Here is a 20,122-nt window from a genome sequence, read left to right as displayed (position 1 = left end):
TTTAATCCAATGGATTACCCACAATATTGCTAATAATGCCTTTCATAATATGTGGGCCTTGCTCTTTCCGTAGGTCTGCATACCAGTCTTTGGTAATTTGCTCATCTTTCATATGCGTGACATCACAACGCTTACGTGCACGTAGCAGCAATTCATTGGCGCGTTCATTGCGTTTATTCTGATAGCGTTTCAGGGCATCTTCCAGACCTAGCGTATTAATTTGTAAGGCACGTGCCAGATAGACCGCATCTTCCATTGCCTGGCAACCTCCCTGTCCGATATCGGGTGTGGTGCTATGTGCTGCATCCCCTAAAATTACCACACGGCCCTTATAAAACTGGGTAAAAGGCTCAATATCATGGATCTCGACACGATTGGTTTTCTGCTCATCAATACTGTCAATTAAGCGCTGAACCTGTGAGCACCAGCCAGAAAAATACTGTTTTAATAGGGTCTTATATTCCAAACGCTGATTTTCCAGACCTGCAGGCAATGGCACATCAAAGAAGAAATAAAAGCGCTGCTCTGCCACAGGCATCAGTGAAGCACGTTTGCCTTCACCGACAAAAGTAGTCCACTGCTGTGCGGGCGCTAAATCTTCAGAGATCTCAACCAGTCCGTTCCAGTTCACATAACCGGCATAACGGCGTTCAACCTGTTTGCCCAAGACATATTGACGCGTCATGGAATGGGTACCATCTGCGCCAATCAATAATGCTGCAGAAGCAGTGCTGCCATCCTGAAAACCGATTTCGACGTGTTGCCCCTTATCCTCAATAAACACCATTTTTTTACCGAGCTGAATATCCTGCCGGCCAAACTCATCCATTAACATATTTTGTAATTCAGCACGCGATACCGGATATGGACGTTGACCAACTTCTTCAATTAACGGCGCCAGACTAAACTGCGTCATGACCTCGCCATTCAAACCATCGATATAGGCTAAGTCATTCATCTGGCCACCTAGCTTTGCAACCTGCTCAGTTAAGCCCAGATAATTCAAACACTTCACCCCGTTCGACCACAAGGAAATTGCAGCACCGATAGGTAAAATCTGTTCTGCCTGCTCATAGATGGTGACTTGATGTCCGAACTTTTTTAGTGCAATTCCTGTGGTTAATCCGCCCATACCTGCCCCAATTATTGCAATTTCCATCTATTTCTCCTGGCTATTTCATCTTCGTTGCCAGCTAAAATGCTAAAAACGTGCCATCCTGAAAAAAATGCACTAAAAAAATAGCAAGAGTTGGCACACGCTGTGCTTTTAAATTCCTTCAATGTCCTGTTTTTATAAAGGCAGAAGACCTAAATTTGTATTTATAAAAGTGCATATTCATGTGACGTATACCAATGATGGAAATTTAAGATGGCGACCTTATTAGCCCCGATTTTTGATCTGCCTGCTCCACTACAGCAGTTAACTAACCTTGCAGATGCGCGAATTGGCGCAGAAATTCTTGAATGCTCAGATGAGTTTTTTGCTGAAGCAAAACGCATGTTGCAGTTTGAGGCACCGGTCTTTATCGAAGACAAGTTTGATGAGCATGGCAAATGGATGGATGGCTGGGAAACCCGTCGCAAGCGCCACACGGGCTATGATTGGGCCATCATTAAACTTGCTGTTGCAGGTCAAATACAGGCACTGGATATTGATACGACTTTTTTTAGCGGTAATTATCCGGCCTCTGCTGCTGTGCAAGCATGTTATGCGCCAGATGGAAATCTTGATCAGGCAGAATGGATCAGCATTATAGAAAATAATGTCTTGGGCCCCAGCCAGCATCATATTGTTCAGATTTCAGCAAAGCAGATATTTACCCATGTCCGTTTGAATATTTATCCTGACGGTGGGATTGCACGTTTTAAGGTCTATGGTCAGGTAAAAATCAATCTGCAAGATAGTGATCAAATGCTAGATGTTTTGGCACTAGAACATGGTGGCCGTGTCGTTGCCTATAGCGATGCGCATTTTGGACATCCACGCAATCTGATTAATCCGGGACGTGGCATTAACATGGGCGATGGCTGGGAAACCAAACGGCGTCGTGCTCCAGGATTTGACTGGTGCATTTTGGCTTTAGGCGCCAGTGCCCGAATCGAGAAAATTGAAATTGATACCGCCCATTTTAAGGGAAATTTCCCTGCAGAGGTTTCTATTCAAGCCATCTATGTTGAGGATGCAACCGATGAGCAACTCATTCCACAAAGCATGTTCTGGCCTTTTTTGTTAGCAGCCCAACCTATGCAAATGGATCATATTCATCATTACATCAATGAAATTTTACAACACGAAAAAATTTCCCATATTCGTGTCAACATGATTCCGGACGGTGGCATCAGCCGGATTCGTCTCTGGGGAAAATTGGCTTGAGTGATCAATGATATGTCTATGCAAAGTATAAAAATACAGCCTTTAAGCACTGAAAGTTTTCTGCCTTTTGGAGAAGTCATTGCCTGTCAGGGTAATCATTATTTTCATATCAATGAGCAGCAGACTGAGCGTTATCATGCCCTGGCTGAAGTAGAAAGTGACACCAAGGTCGGACTGAGTATTTTTAGAAATATGCAAGCTACGGCAATTCCTTTTCAAATCTCAATGCTGGAAAGGCATCCTCTAGGATCACAGGCTTTTATTCCGATGCACGGCCAGCAATTTTTAATCGTTGTAGCGCCTGAACTTGATTATACACAGCCCGATATTAGTCAGATTCAGGTATTTATCAGTGATGGTTCTCAAGGGATAAATTATCGTGCCGGAACCTGGCATCATCCATTATTGACCCTTGAAGCACCCAGCGAGTTTGTCGTAGTGGATCGTATAGGTAGCGGATCAAATTGTGATGTTCATCCTTTTCCTGAAAACATCCAGATCGTATTTTAAACGCATTAAAAAAAGCCCTTTTATCAGGGCTTTTAACTTATTTCTTCATCACTTTGCCTAGAAGTGATATTTCACTAAAGCACTGACATTATTTTCATCGGCATTTGGGATACCGAATTTGTTGTTCCAGATAGAATGTTCAATCCCCAGATATAAATTGGTGTCTGGAGAAATGTGTTTACCGACATTCCATTTCCATTGGGTGGTCCAGTTCATCTCGCTGTCATGAGTATCTTCTTCTGTAGACCAGTCCAAGAAGCCATCCACCAGAAATTCTTCAGTTCCCAGTTTAATTGGCACGCCATAGGTCAGTGTCAACTGGTAATCATCATCAATATTCTCATTATTCACGCGATAAAGGTTAATGCTGGCATAACGGAAATATGGAATATCCAGATCGAAACCTACGCCGTACAGGAAGTTATCAAAACCCTCTCCACCTTCCCAGGTCGTTGAGACCAGTACATCTTTAACCGGGCCAAAGGCAAGTTTCTGGCCTGATACTTCTCCCAAGCTTAAACGTGGTGAAAATTCAAAATAACTGGATTTAAAGTCATCTGCGCCGCGCATACGGTCAATGAAGAAGAAGACATCTGCATATTTTATTTTTGCCGTATATTCAAAGGTCGCAGTCGCCTGTTTCTCATCGACCACCTCATAGTTTTCTCCATAAAGTCCGGTGACACTGAAGTCTTGCCAGATCGGTTTTGCCTGTGCGGATGCCGCACCCAATACAAGTAATGTTGCAGCAGTAAGTTGAGTGAATTTCATAAATAAGGGTCCCCAGTGGAATGAAAAAATCACATTCTGAATTAAGCAAAAACAAAGCCAATATTTTTAATTTTTGATAAAAAAACAGTCCATTTTTATGGACTGTTTTCATTCTGGTTTAAAATTTCTAATGTGGAAGCTTTGCCACGACTTCGGCTGTTGCCGTACTTTTATTTTTAAATAGGTTCAGATGATTGAACAAAAGGTTGAGTAAAATGGCCATTAAGCAGGTTGAACTGATCCCCGAATGAAATAAGGTTTGCACCCATTTGGGAAAGTTTGCATAAAAGGAATGATCAATAATTGGAATCATACCGGCTGCAATAGCCGTCGCGACAATAATGAGATTTTTTTGCTCGTTATAATCAATTTTAGCCAAGGTACGAATCCCGCTTGCAGCGACTGTTCCAAAAAGTACCAGACCTGCACCACCTAATACCGGTATAGGAATGGCAGCAATCAAACGTCCCATAATTGGCAGTAAACCCAACACGACTAAAATCATGCCCCCAGCTGCGACCACAAAACGGCTTTTAATTCCGGTAATGGCCACCAAGCCGACATTTTGTGCAAAAGCACTTTGCATGAATGAACCAAAAACAGGCGCCATCGCACTCGATAACATATCAGCACGCAAACCATTCGAGATACGTTCCGAATCTACCTTTGTTCCTACAATCTCACCTACTGCAATAATATCTGCTGTGGTTTCAGTCATAATCACGAGAGTAACGATGAGCATGGAAATAATGGCAGTGAGCTCAAAAGTCGGTAATCCAAAGGCGAAGAAGCTAGGTACTTGGATCCAGTTACCAGTCGTAACTTTAGAAAAATCACCAAAACCGAATAAATAAGCCAGTCCCGAACCAAAAACAATCGCCAGAAGAATAGACAAGCGACGAATCGCAGCGTGTCGGCTTAAATTCAGGCAAATCACTAAGGCTAAAGTCATCAGTGCCAGACCAATATTCTCGACACTTCCCCATTCTGGTGCCTTGGGATTGCCGCCCATCATCCAGCGGACTGCTACAGGTAATAAAGACAAACCAATAATAGTAATGACGCAGCCGGTCACCACAGGTGGAAAAAAACGGATAATTTTGGAGAAATAAGGTGCCAGAAAAAAACCGATCAATGAGGCGACAATGACTGCACCGTAGACTGCTTGCAAACCACCGCCTGTAGTCACAATCGCCACCATCGTCGCAACCCCGGCAAAAGAAACTCCCTGCACCAAAGGTAATTTCGCGCCGATATATTTCACCCCAACGGTTTGCAAAATTGTGGCTAAACCACCCACAAATAGCGCCGCTGCAATCAATAATCCAATTTGATAGGCTTCTAGGCCGGCGGCCGTTCCCACGATTAAAGGTGGTGCAATAATTCCGCCATACATAGTCAGTACGTGTTGCAAACCGTAAGCTGCACTTTTTCCCGCACCTAAATATTCATGTTCAGGTGATATTGTTTTACTTTGTTCTGTCATTTTTCTCACCCTCAAAGTCTAAATATAAAATCAGCTTCCGCGATATGTGGAGTACGCGAATGGGCTGATCAGTAAAGGAATATGAAAATGCTGGGACGCATCTTTCACATAAAAATGAATAACTGCTTTAGGAAAAAAAGTTTCTAAACCCGAATTTTCAAAATAGGCAGATGTAAAGAACTCAAGACTATAGGCACCCGCTTTAAACTCGGTCATGCCGAAATCACTGACGCGGCCGTCTGCATTGGTTTTTGCTTCCCTAATCAGGCGACCGTCTTCAGCAAAAAGTCGAATGACCACGTCTGTCGCAGGTTTTCCCAGATGTGTATCTAAAATATGCGTGCTAATCATGCATGAAGCTCCTGAGCCAGTCGTGACAAGGCAATTTCTGCCAGTTGATGATGGACAATACGTTTCTCAATCTCTGGGTCATTTAGCAAACGATAGTTCAGGGCTTGAAGGACGTCTTCACTGCTCAATCCAGCGGCTTTGATCAGAAAGATAAACCCATATTTTTTCTCATAGGCAAGATTGCCTTTAAGTAGAGCGAGCTGGGTATCTTTATCTGCTGTAATACCGGATTGTTCACGATGGGAAAAGTCTTTTTCTATTTCACTTAATTCAGCCTGTGCCTGTTTTTCACCTATACGGGGATGATTATCCAGTGCAGTTTTAATCTCATCCCAACTCCAGGTCGCCGCTTGTTGTTGCGCTGCATTCAAAATATCCTCAAGCGATGCATAAGGACGTTTTGCGGCAAGCTCGGTCGACCAGCTGGGTATTTGCACACAGTGCTTTAAAAAGATCATCGCATCTTCTGTTGATGCTTGATTAAATTCAACAAGTTGCACTCTTCAATCGCCTGATTATATTGCTTGGTTATTTAAAACTGGTTTTGCAATAACAGTGCCAAAGCTGATGTGTTTGTTATTTTTATAAAGTACATGACTCAAAAAAGAGCATCTAAAATGATCTTTTCCAATATATTTTATGATTATGGCGCATGATGGTTATACCAGTGCTCGGCAATATCCCCACGGCGGCAAATCCAGACCTTGTCATGATTCTGAATATAATCTAGGAACTTTTGTAGTGCTTTAAAACGTCCCGGCCGTCCTAAAATACGGCAGTGCATGCCAATCGACAGCATTTTTGGCGCAGTTTCACCTTCGGTATAGAGCACATCAAAAGCATCTTTGAGATATTGATAAAACTGTTCCCCGCTATTAAAACCGCCAGGTGAACTGAATTTCATGTCATTGCTATCCAGGCTATAAGGAATAATCAAATGCGAACGTGTTTCCCCTGCCTGATTGGTCAAGGTGCTCCAAAATGGCAAGTCATCCCCATAGTAATCAGCGTCATATTTGATTTGAGGAAAATCAGCCAGAAGTTGACGGGTATTCGGACTGTCCCGACCGGTATACCAGCCGATCGGTGCTTCACCAAACAGGCTTTCCAGAACGCTGAGCGCCTGATCCATATATTGGCGTTCGAGTTGAAGCGGCATGTCCTGATAATGTAGCCAGCGCTGCCCATGTGAAACGACATCATAATGGGCTGATTTAATCGCCTCGACCACATAAGGATTACGTATTAAGGCCATGCCGACTCCAAAGATGGTCATCGGCAAACCACGTTTCTGGAACTCCTGATGAATGCGCCAGAAGCCTGCACGTGAACCATATTCGTACATCGAATCCATCGACATATGTTTATCTGGAAAGCTGGCAGCACCGATGATTTCAGATAAAAACTGTTCTGATCCTGTATCACCATGTTCAATGTGGTTTTCACCACCTTCTTCATAATTCAGCACAAACTGTACCGCGACACGCGCGCCGTTTGGCCATTGCACTTTTGGTGGTTCACCATGATAGCCAATCAGGTCACGCGAATAAGGTGCACTGCGAATGCTGTCAATAAGTTCTTGTCCGCGTAAGTAGCTAGTCGTCACATCAATTCCTTGTGGATTCTGAGTAAATGATCAATGGTCTATACGCGTGATAAGCAATTTATGCGCCAAAGTAGAGCATTGACAGCGCGAACATAGGTTTAAAAAGATTATTTTTAGGGAGATTTAAGCATTTAAATATCCCATCTCAATATTTGCGTGGTTGAACATAAAAAACCTGGAAAGTTGCTTATTTTGTTTTTAATCGCTGGTCAGTGTTCTGATTTACGCAATCCTATATCCTGTTAATTGAAATTTCATAGAACACCTTGCTGTTTTATAGTCCAGCTAAAGGTCACGACACAGAATCCATTATGAATACAAATATCGCCACGTTTAGTCCCGACTTACCAGTCCATATGACATTCGAGGAACATGACTGGCATCTTTTGGCTCAGTACTGGTATCCGATTGCACTTGCGCGTGATATTACAGATCAGCCAACAAGTAGTATGCTGCTTGATATGCCGCTGGTGATTTATAAAATGAACGATGAACTGGTGGTGGCGAAAGATGCATGTCCGCATCGCGGTGTACCTTTAAGCTTGGGAAAAAATGACGGCCAAGGCGTGGTGTGTCGTTATCACGGTTTACGCTTTGGCAGTGAAGGTAAATGTAACCGTATTCCTGCACATCCTCAGCATAAAATATCGGAGCGCTTCCATCTAAAAACTTATGCTGCGGTAGAAAAATATGGTCTGATCTGGTGTTCGTTAAGCGCTGAAAAGGATGCAGAACCTCATATTCCTCATATGCCTTTTTGGGATGATGCTGAGTATCAGCAACTGGTCTGCCCTCAGATAGACATTCAATGTTTTGCAGGAAGACAGCTCGAAGGTTTTATTGATGTGGCACATTTTGCCTGGGTGCATCCCGATACTTTTGGTGATCCGGAGGATGTAGAAGTTCCTGATTACAGTACGACAGAAACGGATGTTGGTTTTAATGCAGATTATATCAGTAGTGTGGGACGTTATCCGATCGGAACAGAGCAGCGTGGCCAGGAAGATTTTAAATGGTTACGTCATTTTGAAGTGAGCCTACCCTTTACTGCAACCCTTACGATTCATTTTCCGAATGATGCCAAGCAGGTCATCATGAATGCGGCTTCACCCATGACTGCGCGTTCAACACGACTTTTTGCACCTATTTGCCGCAATTATGATAAAGATTTACCGGTTGAAGATGCCTATGCCTTTAATATGAAAATTTTCGAGGAAGATCGTGTGATTGTAGAAAATCAGAAACCTGAATATTTACCTCTGGACTTATCTTTAGAAGCGCATTTTCCGGCAGATCGAAGCTCGAGTATGTACCGAAAATTACTACGTAAACGGGGATTTAGTCCTTTATTTGCTGCTTAAAATTTTATTCAAAAGAAAGATTCATAATAAATAACCAGGGTTAGAGCTCCTCTGATATTTAAAAATTAATTGGGTTATATATTGATTTCTATGAGGATACATCTTGTTATATAGCCTCATAAGCCTTGTATTCTGGTGAAGATAAGGACTTTTAGAACGATAAAGAACTTTAAGAAGATAAAATTAGTTTTTTATTAAAATAGGTATATAATAAATAAAATCACTTTATTTTACTATTTTAATAAAATTATGGATCAATATTGCACACTGCAAATTTATCAGGAAGATGAATGGCTTGATTGCGCTATTGTTGAGATTGTCGGTCGACAACAGACTGGATGGCAAGCAGCCACGCGAACATCATATCTGTTTGAATATGCTATTTCTTATATGGATTTAAGGGATGGGCATGCGCTAGCCTATCATTTACCGGTAAATGTGCAAAATACATTGCAATCTACCTGGCCGGCCTTCCTGATGGATTTGTTACCTCAAGGTTATGGTCGTAAAGAATTACTCCGCCAGCTTAATTTTTCTGAAAACACTCAGGAACAAGCAGACTGGGCGCTTCTAAAAGCGGGTGCAGGTAATCCGATTGGTAATTTACGGATTAAAGAGGCTTATGAATGGCTGCAGGGGCAGTTCCCTGTTCAGCAGAATCATGGCTTTAGTCTGGACCAAGTCGTAGAACGTCAAGAAAAATTTATTGAATCCTTGGCCTCTTATGGACTTTTTATTGCCGGTTCTTCTGGTATTCAGGGCGAGTGGCCAAAATTACTGCTGACCCAAGGTCACGATGACCTGTTCTATCTGGATCACACGCTGACAGATGATCAGGTCAAACAGCATTGGCTGGTGAAATTCAGTCGTGGCAGTGATCAGAATCTAGATAAAATTTTGATGCACGAAGCCTTATATATGAAAATTGCCCAGTATCTGGGACTTCGTGTTCATAACGAACTGGAACTGCATGGCAAGACTTTATTCATTCCCCGATTTGACCGTAAGGTCATCGATAGGAAGGTCGAAAGAGTCGCTCAGGAAAGTATTGCTTCTCTGGGAGGAAAAGCCGGTTTTGGGGTAAGAATGACCCATAACCAGATCTGTAGCCTGTTGATGCAATGCTGTACTGAACCAAAACAGGAAATCTTTGAATATTTGAAGCGTGATCTTGCCAATGTCGCTTTAGGCAATAAGGACAATCATACCCGTAATACAGCGATTCAACGTTTCAATAATGGAATCATTCGACTAACCCCATTATTTGATTTTGCGCCGATGTGGCTACATCCAGATGGTATTGCCCGAACTACGCGTTGGGAGCGAGATGATCATGGTGGTATACCAATTTGGCATTCAGTCATTGAACAGATCGCCGAAAGCACGATGATTGATCCAAAAGAAATCAAAGCGGTGTTAATCGAACAATTACCACTTTATCAGGGATTACTCGAGCACATGCAGTATCTGCAATTGGCACCTGAAATTCTGGAAAATAGCCAGTATCGAATTGATAATATTTGCCAACAATTGGAGGAGCTGAATTATGGATAAACGCTTCAAGCCACTGACTCCGATTCAACAGATGCAAAAGAGATTATCTGTACTTGAAACCGTCAGCAACAATCCTGACTGGCCTTTTCATCAGGTTGCTCGCTTCATTCGTACCGAGTTGCACCTCACACTCAACGATATGGCTAAAATTACCAAGATTGCTCCCCAGACTCTACAGAAAATGGAACAACCTGAAGGCAATCCAACACTCAAGTCTATGCAGAAATTACTGGATGCTTTTGGTTTAAAGTTAGAAATCAGGGTTAAATCCTGATGATAATCTGATGCTTTAATTGATATTTAGGGGAATTTTAGAGAAGAAGAATGACTTAACAACTGAAAATATGCCCTCCTCCAATCTGTTTATTGAGTCCTTGCTCCATCGCAGGAATCCCGGTTTAAATTAAACACGGGATTCACTGGAGGCTGATATTTTCTCATCAGTTTTTTAATGAATAAGTTTACTTTTTAAACATCATTATGAAGAAATATCAACACAGAGATATTTCATTTCAAGGTATTCATCCATACCGAATTTAGACCCTTCACGGCCTAACCCTGATTGCTTGACTCCACCAAATGGCGCAACCTCATTAGAGATAGCTCCGGTATTGATTCCCACCATACCGTATTCTAAGGCTTCACCTACACGCCACTGACGTGCTGTACTTTGGGTAAATACATAGGTAGCCAGACCGAATTCTGTATCGTTCGCCATCTGAATTGCTTCTTCTTCAGTCTTGAAACGGAATAACGGCGCCAACGGTCCAAAAGTTTCTTCTTTTGCCACACGCATCTGCTGAGTAACTTCAGTCAGAAGCGTTGGCTCGAAGAATGTACCGCCCAGATTTGAGCGCTGTCCACCGGTTTTCACCTGTGCACCTTTGCTCACTGCGTCGGCAATATGTGACTGCACTTTTTCGATCGCAGCCTCATCAATTAATGGACCTTGGGTAGAAGCTTCATCACGGCCATCACCGACTTTTAGTTTGGCAACGGCAGCCACCAGTTTTTCTACCAGCGCATCATAAATGCCATCTTGTACATAAATCCGGTTCGCGCAAACACAAGTCTGTCCACTATTACGGAATTTACTGGCCATGATGCCCTGTACCGCCTGTTCGAGATTGGCATCATCAAAGACCAGAACTGGCGCATTGCCACCAAGTTCTAAGGAGAGTTTTTTGATGGTCGGCGCACATTGCTGCATCAGGATACGACCGACTTGAGTTGAGCCGGTAAAGCTTAACTTTTTCACGGTTTCGCTTTCACATAAGACCTGACCCACTGCAACCGCATCACCACTGACATGCAGCAATACATCTTGTGGCAAACCTGCGCGCAAGGCCAAAACTTCAAGCGCATAGGCGGTTAAAGGCGTTTGTTCAGCCGGTTTAACCAGCATGGAACAGCCAGCAGCCAGAGCTGGCGCGGCTTTACGGGTAATCATCGCCGCCGGAAAATTCCACGGTGTAATGGCCGCTGTCACCCCAATCGCCTGCTTAATGACCAATAACCGTTGATGGGCAAGCGTTGGAGTCAACACGTCACCATCAATACGGCGTGCCTGCTCAGCAAACCAGCGGATAAAGGAAGCAGCATAACCGATTTCACCCCGTGCCTCAGCCAGTGGCTTGCCCTGTTCAGCAGTCAGGATCTGAGCCAGGGACTCTTTATGTTCCTGCATCAGATTGAACCAGGCCCAAAGCACATCCGCACGTTCAAGTGCTGTCTTGGCTTTCCATGTTTTCTGTGCTTGCTGAGAACGAGCAATCAGCTGTTCTACAGATGTCCGGTCATGGGATTTCACCCAGGCCAAAGTGGCTTGGGTTGCTGCATCTTTGACTTCAATATATTCATCCGTGGCAGGCTGATCGAAGCTGATATCAGGATGCTGTAATAAATCTCTATATTGCGCTTGAAGCATGATCATTACTCTTTCATTAGGCTGCAACAGACATTGCAAACCCTTGTTTCAAGATAGCCAATCCCGCACGGAACTGTTCTGCCGGAATCGTGAGCGGGTATAGGAAACGGATTACATTACCATAACGACCGCAGGTCAGGATTAACAGACCATTTTGCATGGCATGGTTTTGTACAGCTTTTGCCTGTTCGGCAGTTTCCAGCTCAACCGCCACCATTGAGCCCAGTGCACGAATATCTTTGACCATGCTAGAAGACATTTTCAGTTCATGTAAAACATCAACCAGTTCTGCGCCTAGATCATTCGCTCTTTCACAAAGACCTTCTTCTTCAATGATATCCAGTACCGCATGGGCAGCCGCAACAGCAACCGGGTTACCGGCATAAGTACCGCCCAATCCACCCGGATTTGGTGCATCCATGACTTCAGCACGACCTACAACGCCTGAGATCGGGAAACCGCCGCCCAGACTCTTGGCCATCGTAATCAGGTCTGGCTTGGTCTCATAATAATCCATCGCAAACAGTTTACCTGTACGCGCAAAACCAGACTGTACTTCATCAGCAATCAGTAAAATGCCGTTTTGATCACATAGCACACGCAAGCGTTTCAGGAACTCTGCAGGCACCACATTAAATCCGCCTTCGCCTTGTACAGGCTCAAGCACAATCGCTGCTACGTCATGCGCAGCAATATCTTCTGCGAAAATGTCTTCAATGCTTTGAATTGCATCATCAACACTAATGCCTTTGGATTCCACCGGATAACGGGCATGGAAAACACCACCAGGCATCACCCCAAAGTCGCGTTTATAAGGTGCAGTTTTACCGGTCATTGCCATTGTCATAAATGAGCGGCCATGAAAACCATTGCCAAAAGTCACGATGCCATGACGGCCAGTATGGGCACGGGCAATTTTAACTGCATTTTCGACAGCTTCAGCACCAGTCGAAAAGAATGAGGTTTTTGCAGCACCTTGAATTGGAGCGCGTGCATTGATACGTTCTGCCAGAGCAACGTAACTCTCGTATGGTACAACCTGATAAGCCGTATGGGTAAATTTGGTTAATTGTTCAGTGACCGCAGCAATAATTTTAGGGTGACGATGGCCGGTATTCAGTACGGCGATCCCGCCCGCAAAGTCGATATATTGATTGCCTTCTGCATCCCAGATGGTCGAGTTTTCTGCTTTCTCTGCGTACCATTGACACATGACCCCAACACCACGTGGTGTTGCCTGCTGTTTACGTGCATTCAGTGCTGAGTGTTTACTGTCCATTTTGTATCCTCATTCTTGATTCATACGTTGTAAATTTTGCTATCCGGATCTTGGGATAGAAATTTGCCAAAGACTGGCTGATATGGTTCATTTTGCGCTTTTATATGTATGAGACGAGAGCCACTTTGCAGCAGATGGAAGGAGCCAATTGGCCTAGTTGAAATGAGTAAAAGAGTCAAAATATAAAATTATTTTATTTATAAACAAATATTTATACTTTTAATAAAAATTGGCTCCTTTTTAAATAAAGAAGCCAATTTAAAAATCCATTGCAAAAATTCACGATGGGTAATAATGAATTAAATCTAGTCGTTTTTATGGATTAATCCATCTTGAAAAAGACTTAGCTTAACCCGGATAGATGCCGCGTTCCTGGCGTGCCATTAAAATCCGCTCACAGGCCAGAATATAAGCGGCTGTACGCAAAGAACATCCGGCCTGAACTGCTTTTTGCCATACATCCTGTACCGCATTTTTCATGCTGGCATCCATACGCTGGTTAATCTCTTCCTCGGTCCAGAAATAACTGGCCAAATCCTGAACCCATTCAAAATAGCTGACCGTTACGCCACCTGCATTACAGATCACGTCTGGCACCACGGTAATATGACGCTCACTCAGAATTTCATCCGCTTCAGTCAATGTTGGACCATTGGCACCTTCCAGAATCATTTTGGTCTGAATATTTTGCGCGACTTGAGTATTAATCACACCTTCCAGCGCTGCCGGAATAAAGACTTCAGCCGGAATAGTCCAGAAAGCTGATGCAGAAATTTCATCGCTGGCAGAAAATCCCTGAATTTTATGGTGGGTATTTGAGTATTCAAGCAGTTTTTTAATATCAATCCCCTGTTCCTGATACAGGGTGGCAGAATGGTCCTGAACACAGATCACTTTGCTGCCATTTTCCTGGAAAAGCAGCGCAGCTTCACTACCGACATTACCAAAGCCCTGTACACAGACCCGGGCATTTTTTAAATCTAGACCAATTTGCTGAGCAACTTCACGACCGCTAATAAACACACCACGGCCTGTAGCCTTACTGCGGCCCAAAGATCCCCCTAAATGAACCGGCTTTCCGGTCACTACACCAGTAATCGTAGAACCTGCATTCATGGAAAAGGTGTCCATCATCCAGGCCATGATTTGCGGATTGGTTCCTACATCCGGTGCCGGAATATCTTTTTGCGGCCCAATAATTAAATTGATTTCTGCCGTATAGCGTCGGGTCAAGCGTTCCAGTTCGCGCTTGGAAAGCTGGCTCGGATCGACTCGTACACCGCCTTTGGCACCACCAAAAGGTAAGTTTAGAGCAGCACATTTGATCGTCATCCAGGCTGACAAAGCCATCACCTCATCTAAATTGACATCTGGATGAAAACGCACGCCGCCTTTGCCCGGACCGCGGGTTAAATTGTGCTGAACACGATAGCCTTCAAAATGCTGAACCGTACCATCATCCATAATGACCGGAACATCGACAATCAAACTGCGCTTTGGGCGTCGCAGCATATCCAGTCTTTCACTCAGTTCACCCAGATAAGGCGCTACTTTATCCAGTTGCTTAAGATAATTGTTCCAGGCCGTTGTACCCTGATCGGTGTAGGTCAATCCTTTCATCATCATGTTCATTCTATGATCCTTTTGTTATATGCAGTCGCATGTCCTGGCGGCTGCAACACATCTCTATTCGCCTGTTATGGCAATCATTGCTTGATTCAGGTCTCAGTTCAGCAAGCTCCTAACAAAATCAGTGTCTGGATTTTTCGCTTTAGTTTTAATCGGTATCTGTGTATATTGCCTGCCCGCCTGTATGCTCGCATTCAAGCCGCAGGTACATGATCAAAACGCATACAAGACACTTTACAATGACTGCCTGATCAGACTATTTTGCACCTAGCAATACCGCTCTCACGAGAGCCATTTCAAATTTGTAGGAGAGAGCCAATTGCGTAGCTTGCTTGGAGATTATTTACTGCAGCGATTGCAGCAAGATGTCACAGGAACATTACAGATGCGACTGTTCCGCTGCTTGCGTAACGCGATTATTGATAGCGTATTGGCTCCCAAAACCCGCTTGCCTGCATCGCGTGATCTGGCCAAAGAAATTCAGGTATCACGTAATACGGTTTTAAATGCCTATGAACAGTTACAGGCACAAGGTTATGTTGATGCGCGTACCGGCCAAGGTACCTGGGTGGTAGAGAAATTACCCGAATCCTTTTTGGTGAAGGTAGAACAAAGCTCTCCTGCGGTTGCGGAAAAAAAAGCGCAGCAAAATTATAATCTGTCGCAACGCGGTTCTTACTTACTCGGCTATTCAGCAGCTTCGCCTTATCAATGGGGAGCCTTTGTACCGGGCGCACCCGATGTGACCGAATTTCCGCATCATATTTTCAGCAAAATCCAGACGCGTTTGAGCCGTGAACCTCAAGTTAATAACCTGATTTACAGCAATGCCGGTGGCTCTCTGGAACTGCGTCAGGAGCTGGCAGAATATCTGAAAATTGCCCGTTCAGTGCAGTGCGATGCTGATCAGATCATTATTACCGAAGGCACCCATCAGGCGATTGACCTGGTCTCGCGTACTTTAAGCGACATAGGCGATGAGGTCTGGATCGAAGATCCGGCCTATTGGGGCGCGCGTAATATTTTACGAATTAATGGCGTCAATCTACGTTCCTTACCGGTGGATCAGGAAGGGATTATTCCCGATCTGCATCCCAAGAAACCACCTAAACTGATTTTTGTGACGCCGTCGCATCAGTATCCTTTGGGCTCACATTTAAGTTTGGAACGGCGCAAACAGTTAATTGCACTCGCACGCCAACACAATAGCTGGATTGTTGAAGATGATTATGACAGTGAGTTCAGGTTCTCGGGCCAGCCCTATCCTTCTTTACAAGGTTTGGAGCCAGATTCTCCGGTGATTTATATGGGGACGTTTAGTAAGACCATTTATCCGGCTCTGCGCATTGGCTATTTAGTGGTACCAAAACAGCTGTTTTCTTCATTGCGAATTGTGGCCTCGGAACTTTATCGTGGTGGTCACTTAATCGATCAGCAAACACTGGCTGAATTTATCCGTGAAGGACATTATGAGGCGCATATCCGACGGATGCGTTTATTGTATGGCAAACGCCACGCTTTTTTAATTGACCTGATTCGCCGACATTTAGGTGAAGATTTTCTGCATGAATACAATACCGCCGCCGGTTTGCATCTGATTTTAAAATTGCCGAGCAGCAGTGATGATGTCTTGATTACATCCAAAGCGCTTGAACTGGGAATCAAGGTCAGAGCCTTATCGCAATACTATACCAAACATTATTCCACCCGGCAGAAAGGATTATTACTGGGCTTTGCCTGTGTGAGTGAACAGGAAATTCTGGTGGCTTTCGGGATATTGTTAAAGTGCTTGCGCGAGCATGGGATCCGCACTTTAACTTAGTAAAAACTCAGGGATCAATACAATTATATTTTTAAAATCAAAAAGCTTTTAATTTATTTTTAAAGGGAACGTAAACCTGCTTTTAGCCTGATATTTTAGGTAGGCTTTATTTTTCTGTAAATATTGCCTGCTTATATTTTTTATCTCTTAAGCCAATTGGCTCCTTTGAATTGCTCAAAAATGGCTCTCGTCACTTTACAACAAAAAAGAGAAATTAACCGCATACATGAACAGCATGTAACCGTACTTTAATCAAAGTGTGATCCTGTCTATAGGGCTACAAGGATTCATTTTATTAAGATTAACTTAATATTGGTCAAGCACTGATGAATTCGGTTACAGTTTCAAAGGATAAGATAGCGTAAGCCAAATAAGGAATTTTATTGCCGCTACGCTATTGATATTAAGGGAAATTATATGGCAGAACATCAACATTTCTCCAATTCCGAATCATCAAACGGCTTAAAAAACGGACTTAAATCACGCCATCTCACCATGATTTCAATTGCCGGTGTCATTGGTGGAGCACTCTTTGTCGGCTCCGGTAATGTCATCTATTCTACAGGACCGGCTGCACTCATTGCCTATACTCTAGGTGGACTATTAGTTTTACTCATCATGCGTATGCTGGGAGAAATGGCAGTACTGAATCCCGACAGCGGTTCATTTTCAACCTATGCGGACCGAGGAATCGGGCGCTGGGCCGGATTTTCCATCGGCTGGTTATACTGGTCTTTCTGGACGCTGCTCATGGGCTGGGAAGCCTTTGTCGCCGGGAAAATCCTAAATAGCTGGTTTCCATTTATCCCGATCTGGGGCTATATGCTTCTGGTCACTGTAGCACTGGTCTGGATTAACCTCCGTGACGTAAAAAACTTTGGTGAATTCGAGTTCTGGTTTGCCCTGATCAAAGTTATTGCCATTGTACTGTTTCTGGTGTTTGGTAGTTTGGCCGTGATGCACCTGTGGCCTTGGGGCGATGCCTCTATGCTCGGTGGTACAACTCATCTAACCGCTCAAGGCTTTATGCCTAATGGGTTTTCATCGGTGATCACGGCCTTATTGGGTGTAATGTTTGCTTATATGGGAGCAGAGATTGTCACCGTAGCAGCAGCTGAAACCAAAGATCCAGCCAAGGAAATTCGTAAGGCCGCTAATTCAATTGTATGGCGTATCATTTTATTCTATGTCGGTTCAATGTTGATTACGGTTTGCCTGATTCCACACAATAATCCTTTATTGAAAGATCCGACCTGGGGTACGTATAGCGTAGCGCTTACTGCACTCGGTATTCCAGAAGCACGCCATATTGTTAATTTTGTCGTGCTCACCTCGGTATGTAGCTGCTTTAACTCCGCACTTTATACCTGTTCACGCATGGTCTATTCCCTCTCGAAACGTGGAGATGCACCAAAGAGTTTCGGTTTAACCAACCGCAATAACAGCCCATGGGTAGGTGTCATCTTTTCAAGCCTGTTTTCTTTCGTGGCGATTTATCTGACTGCCACCGAAAGTATGAATATTTATGATGTCTTGATGTTAGCGACTGGTACCGTATCTTTATATGTCTATCTTGCTATTGCCATTTCTCAGCTTAAGTTACGTAAAAAACTGGAAGCTGAAGGACAAAATATTCCATTCAAGATGTGGTTATTCCCATGGCTCACTTATCTGGTCATTATCTTTATTGTCGGCGCTTTAATTACCATGATTATTGAAGGAACCTATTTTAAAGAAGTGGTTTATACCAGTGTGCTTGCATTATTTATTGTGGGCTTAGGCATCTGTGCACAAAAGTTTAACTGGGGTAAAGCCTCAGCCAAAAAGGAAAAGGCAGCACAGGCCAGAATTAATTTAAGTGATAATCTTTAATTTATTTCTATAGAAATTTTTTAAATACATCAGAATGAATAAATAAATGGAGAGTTAGCAAGCTCTCCATTTTTCTTATATATTTCCAGAAAGAGATGCTTATGTATGTCTAGATTTTAAATCTCCGTTGATACCTCACCTTTCCTAAAATGAATAATTGATAAATCTCGAATACATTCTGTTATGAAATGTTGAGTCCAGCCTCATTTTGCCTAAAAGCTTCTAATATATTTTTTCTTATATGGCCACAATCATTGGAATTGGAAAAGATATGAATCATTATCCTGAAACCCCAGCTTCAACTGAAACACAAGACCATCAACCGGGTGTGCAAACCAAAATGGACCCTGCACCGGAAATTATTAAACCGCATTATAAAGGCAGTGAAAAATTAAAAGGCAAAGTTGCCTTGATTACTGGTGGTGATAGCGGAATTGGCCGTTCTGTATCGGTCTTATTTGCTCGCGAAGGTGCCGATATTGCCATTTGCTATTTGGATGAAGATCAGGATGCACGGGACACCAAAAAAATGGTGGAAGATGAAGGCCGCCGTTGTCTGCTGATTCAATGTGATTTACAGGATCAAGATGAAATCAAGAAAATGGTGGAACAGACCCTTCAGGAATTTAAAACGATTAATATTCTGGTTAATAATGCCGGGGTTCAATACCCGCAAGAAAGTATTACCGATATCTCGCACGAGCAATTACTTAAAACATTTAATGTAAATATTCTGTCGATGTTCCACCTAACTCAGGCGGTGATTCCGCATATGCAAGAAGGTGACAGTATTATCAATACCACCAGTATCACCAGTTATCATGGACATGACCAGTTGATTGACTATGCAAGTACCAAAGGTGCCATCACCACATTTACCCGAAGCCTTTCCACCAATTTATTGAAAAATAAAACCGGCATTCGTGTCAATGGAGTCGCGCCAGGTCCAATCTGGACACCATTAATTCCGAGCAGTTTTGATGAAGAACAGCTCAAAGATTTTGGTAAAAGTACCCCAATGGGCCGCATGGGCCAGCCAAGTGAAGTAGCACCGGCGTATTTATTTCTGGCCAGTGAAGAAGCCAGCTATATTTCAGGTCAGGTGATTCATGTGAATGGCGGCAGTATTATTAACGGCTAATCAAGCAAAGAAGATGATGGTTCTAGATGACCGTTATCTTCATCTCCTTGATTTCAGGCCCATATATTTTTAAGAAATATTTTTAAAAATCAATGTATAAAACATTTTCTAGATTCTATTTTTCTTTTATAAAATAAGTCAAACAAATACTTACCCTTGTAAAAATAAGCTCTTGTTATAGTAATTTCAGCCAAACCTGATGAGGATATTAAGATGCCTAGAGGTGACAAATCAGCTTATACCGATAAGCAGAAACGGCAGGCCAAACATATTGAAGAAAGCGAAAAAGCGCGTGGGCATTCTGAAGAAGAAGCCGAACGTATCGCTTGGTCGACGGTCAATAAACAAGACGGTGGCGGCAAGAAAAAGAAAACGTCCCCCTAAATAGAATTCATGTCGATGAAAGTATGGGACAGATACAAAGACCCTCTATAATTAA

18 protein-coding genes are annotated in these 20,122 nt (G+C 43.3%); 9 read left to right on the top strand and 9 right to left on the bottom strand.

All coding sequences use genetic code 11. The features are described from left to right. Position 1 precedes the first annotated feature (1 nt). Positions 2–1,159, bottom strand: coding sequence for an FAD-dependent urate hydroxylase HpxO (gene hpxO / locus ACIG3F_RS10820; protein ID WP_396470038.1), 1,158 nt, complete (start codon positions 1,157–1,159; stop codon positions 2–4). 210 nt (positions 1,160–1,369) lie between these two features. Here hpxO and alc point away from each other — a divergent pair, with 210 nt between their 5' ends. Further along, positions 1,370–2,374 (top strand): allantoicase, encoded by a 1,005-nt coding sequence (gene alc, locus ACIG3F_RS10815; protein WP_396470037.1) that lies wholly within the window; start codon positions 1,370–1,372, stop codon positions 2,372–2,374. A 12-nt stretch (positions 2,375–2,386) separates the two neighbouring features. Beyond that, on the top strand, positions 2,387–2,884 hold the full coding sequence (locus ACIG3F_RS10810; protein WP_004646920.1) for an ureidoglycolate lyase: 498 nt from the start codon (positions 2,387–2,389) through the stop codon (positions 2,882–2,884). A 57-nt stretch (positions 2,885–2,941) separates the two neighbouring features. Here the strand turns inward: ACIG3F_RS10810 and ACIG3F_RS10805 are convergent, their stop codons facing one another. The 5 genes from ACIG3F_RS10805 to puuE form a co-directional block, all read right to left on the bottom strand. Further along, positions 2,942–3,655 (bottom strand): outer membrane protein OmpK, encoded by a 714-nt coding sequence (locus ACIG3F_RS10805; RefSeq protein ID WP_396470036.1) that lies wholly within the window; start codon positions 3,653–3,655, stop codon positions 2,942–2,944. Positions 3,656–3,782: 127 nt separating this feature from the next. Continuing rightward, complete coding sequence (locus ACIG3F_RS10800) at positions 3,783–5,141, bottom strand: nucleobase:cation symporter-2 family protein (RefSeq protein WP_396470035.1); 1,359 nt, start codon at positions 5,139–5,141, stop codon at positions 3,783–3,785. Between the two features lie 30 nt (positions 5,142–5,171). Then, positions 5,172–5,492 carry a hydroxyisourate hydrolase gene (uraH, locus tag ACIG3F_RS10795; RefSeq protein ID WP_004646924.1) on the bottom strand — a complete coding sequence of 107 codons (321 nt, stop codon included), beginning with the start codon at positions 5,490–5,492 and terminating at the stop codon, positions 5,172–5,174. Further along, positions 5,489–5,992 carry a 2-oxo-4-hydroxy-4-carboxy-5-ureidoimidazoline decarboxylase gene (gene uraD, locus ACIG3F_RS10790; protein ID WP_004729754.1) on the bottom strand — a complete coding sequence of 168 codons (504 nt, stop codon included), beginning with the start codon at positions 5,990–5,992 and terminating at the stop codon, positions 5,489–5,491. Before uraD ends, uraH begins: the two co-directional genes overlap by 4 nt. A 143-nt stretch (positions 5,993–6,135) precedes the next feature. Beyond that, a complete protein-coding gene (puuE, locus tag ACIG3F_RS10785) occupies positions 6,136–7,098 on the bottom strand; it encodes an allantoinase PuuE (protein ID WP_396470034.1) in 963 nt (320 codons plus the stop codon). Positions 7,099–7,409: 311 nt separating this feature from the next. On the opposite strand from puuE, the gene ACIG3F_RS10780 reads away from it, so the two are divergent. The 3 genes from ACIG3F_RS10780 to ACIG3F_RS10770 all read left to right on the top strand — a co-directional run bounded on the left by ACIG3F_RS10780 (position 7,410) and on the right by ACIG3F_RS10770 (position 10,287). Next, a complete protein-coding gene (locus ACIG3F_RS10780) occupies positions 7,410–8,459 on the top strand; it encodes a Rieske 2Fe-2S domain-containing protein (protein WP_311204351.1) in 1,050 nt (349 codons plus the stop codon). Positions 8,460–8,708: 249 nt separating this feature from the next. Further along, a complete protein-coding gene (locus ACIG3F_RS10775; RefSeq protein ID WP_396470033.1) occupies positions 8,709–10,013 on the top strand; it encodes a type II toxin-antitoxin system HipA family toxin in 1,305 nt (434 codons plus the stop codon). Next, positions 10,006–10,287: a helix-turn-helix domain-containing protein gene (locus ACIG3F_RS10770; RefSeq protein WP_004280265.1), complete on the top strand. Its 282-nt coding sequence runs from the start codon at positions 10,006–10,008 to the stop codon at positions 10,285–10,287. The genes ACIG3F_RS10775 and ACIG3F_RS10770 overlap by 8 nt, the downstream gene beginning before the upstream one ends. 204 nt (positions 10,288–10,491) lie before the next feature. Here the strand turns inward: ACIG3F_RS10770 and ACIG3F_RS10765 are convergent, their stop codons facing one another. The 3 genes from ACIG3F_RS10765 to ACIG3F_RS10755 form a co-directional block, all read right to left on the bottom strand. Further along, on the bottom strand, positions 10,492–11,940 hold the full coding sequence (locus ACIG3F_RS10765; RefSeq protein ID WP_180087051.1) for an NAD-dependent succinate-semialdehyde dehydrogenase: 1,449 nt from the start codon (positions 11,938–11,940) through the stop codon (positions 10,492–10,494). 16 nt (positions 11,941–11,956) lie between these two features. Beyond that, a complete protein-coding gene (gene gabT / locus ACIG3F_RS10760; protein WP_253145595.1) occupies positions 11,957–13,219 on the bottom strand; it encodes a 4-aminobutyrate--2-oxoglutarate transaminase in 1,263 nt (420 codons plus the stop codon). A gap of 348 nt (positions 13,220–13,567) precedes the next feature. Continuing rightward, positions 13,568–14,839: a Glu/Leu/Phe/Val dehydrogenase gene (locus ACIG3F_RS10755; RefSeq protein WP_396470054.1), complete on the bottom strand. Its 1,272-nt coding sequence runs from the start codon at positions 14,837–14,839 to the stop codon at positions 13,568–13,570. Between the two features lie 328 nt (positions 14,840–15,167). On the opposite strand from ACIG3F_RS10755, the gene ACIG3F_RS10750 reads away from it, so the two are divergent. The 4 genes from ACIG3F_RS10750 to ACIG3F_RS10735 all read left to right on the top strand — a co-directional run bounded on the left by ACIG3F_RS10750 (position 15,168) and on the right by ACIG3F_RS10735 (position 20,067). Next, on the top strand, positions 15,168–16,670 hold the full coding sequence (locus ACIG3F_RS10750; RefSeq protein ID WP_396470032.1) for a PLP-dependent aminotransferase family protein: 1,503 nt from the start codon (positions 15,168–15,170) through the stop codon (positions 16,668–16,670). A gap of 417 nt (positions 16,671–17,087) precedes the next feature. Then, positions 17,088–18,542: an amino acid permease gene (locus ACIG3F_RS10745; RefSeq protein WP_396470030.1), complete on the top strand. Its 1,455-nt coding sequence runs from the start codon at positions 17,088–17,090 to the stop codon at positions 18,540–18,542. Between the two features lie 271 nt (positions 18,543–18,813). Next, entirely contained in the window at positions 18,814–19,683 is an 870-nt protein-coding gene (locus ACIG3F_RS10740) for an SDR family oxidoreductase (RefSeq protein WP_148334777.1), read from the top strand. A 213-nt stretch (positions 19,684–19,896) separates the two neighbouring features. Beyond that, positions 19,897–20,067: a hypothetical protein gene (locus ACIG3F_RS10735; RefSeq protein ID WP_180077894.1), complete on the top strand. Its 171-nt coding sequence runs from the start codon at positions 19,897–19,899 to the stop codon at positions 20,065–20,067. Positions 20,068–20,122 lie beyond the last annotated feature (55 nt).

The organism is Acinetobacter sp. NPDC052428 (assembly GCF_044547685.1).
GTDB classification, from domain to species: domain Bacteria; phylum Pseudomonadota; class Gammaproteobacteria; order Pseudomonadales; family Moraxellaceae; genus Acinetobacter; species Acinetobacter lwoffii_G.
This window is presented reverse-complemented; position numbering and strand designations above follow the sequence as displayed.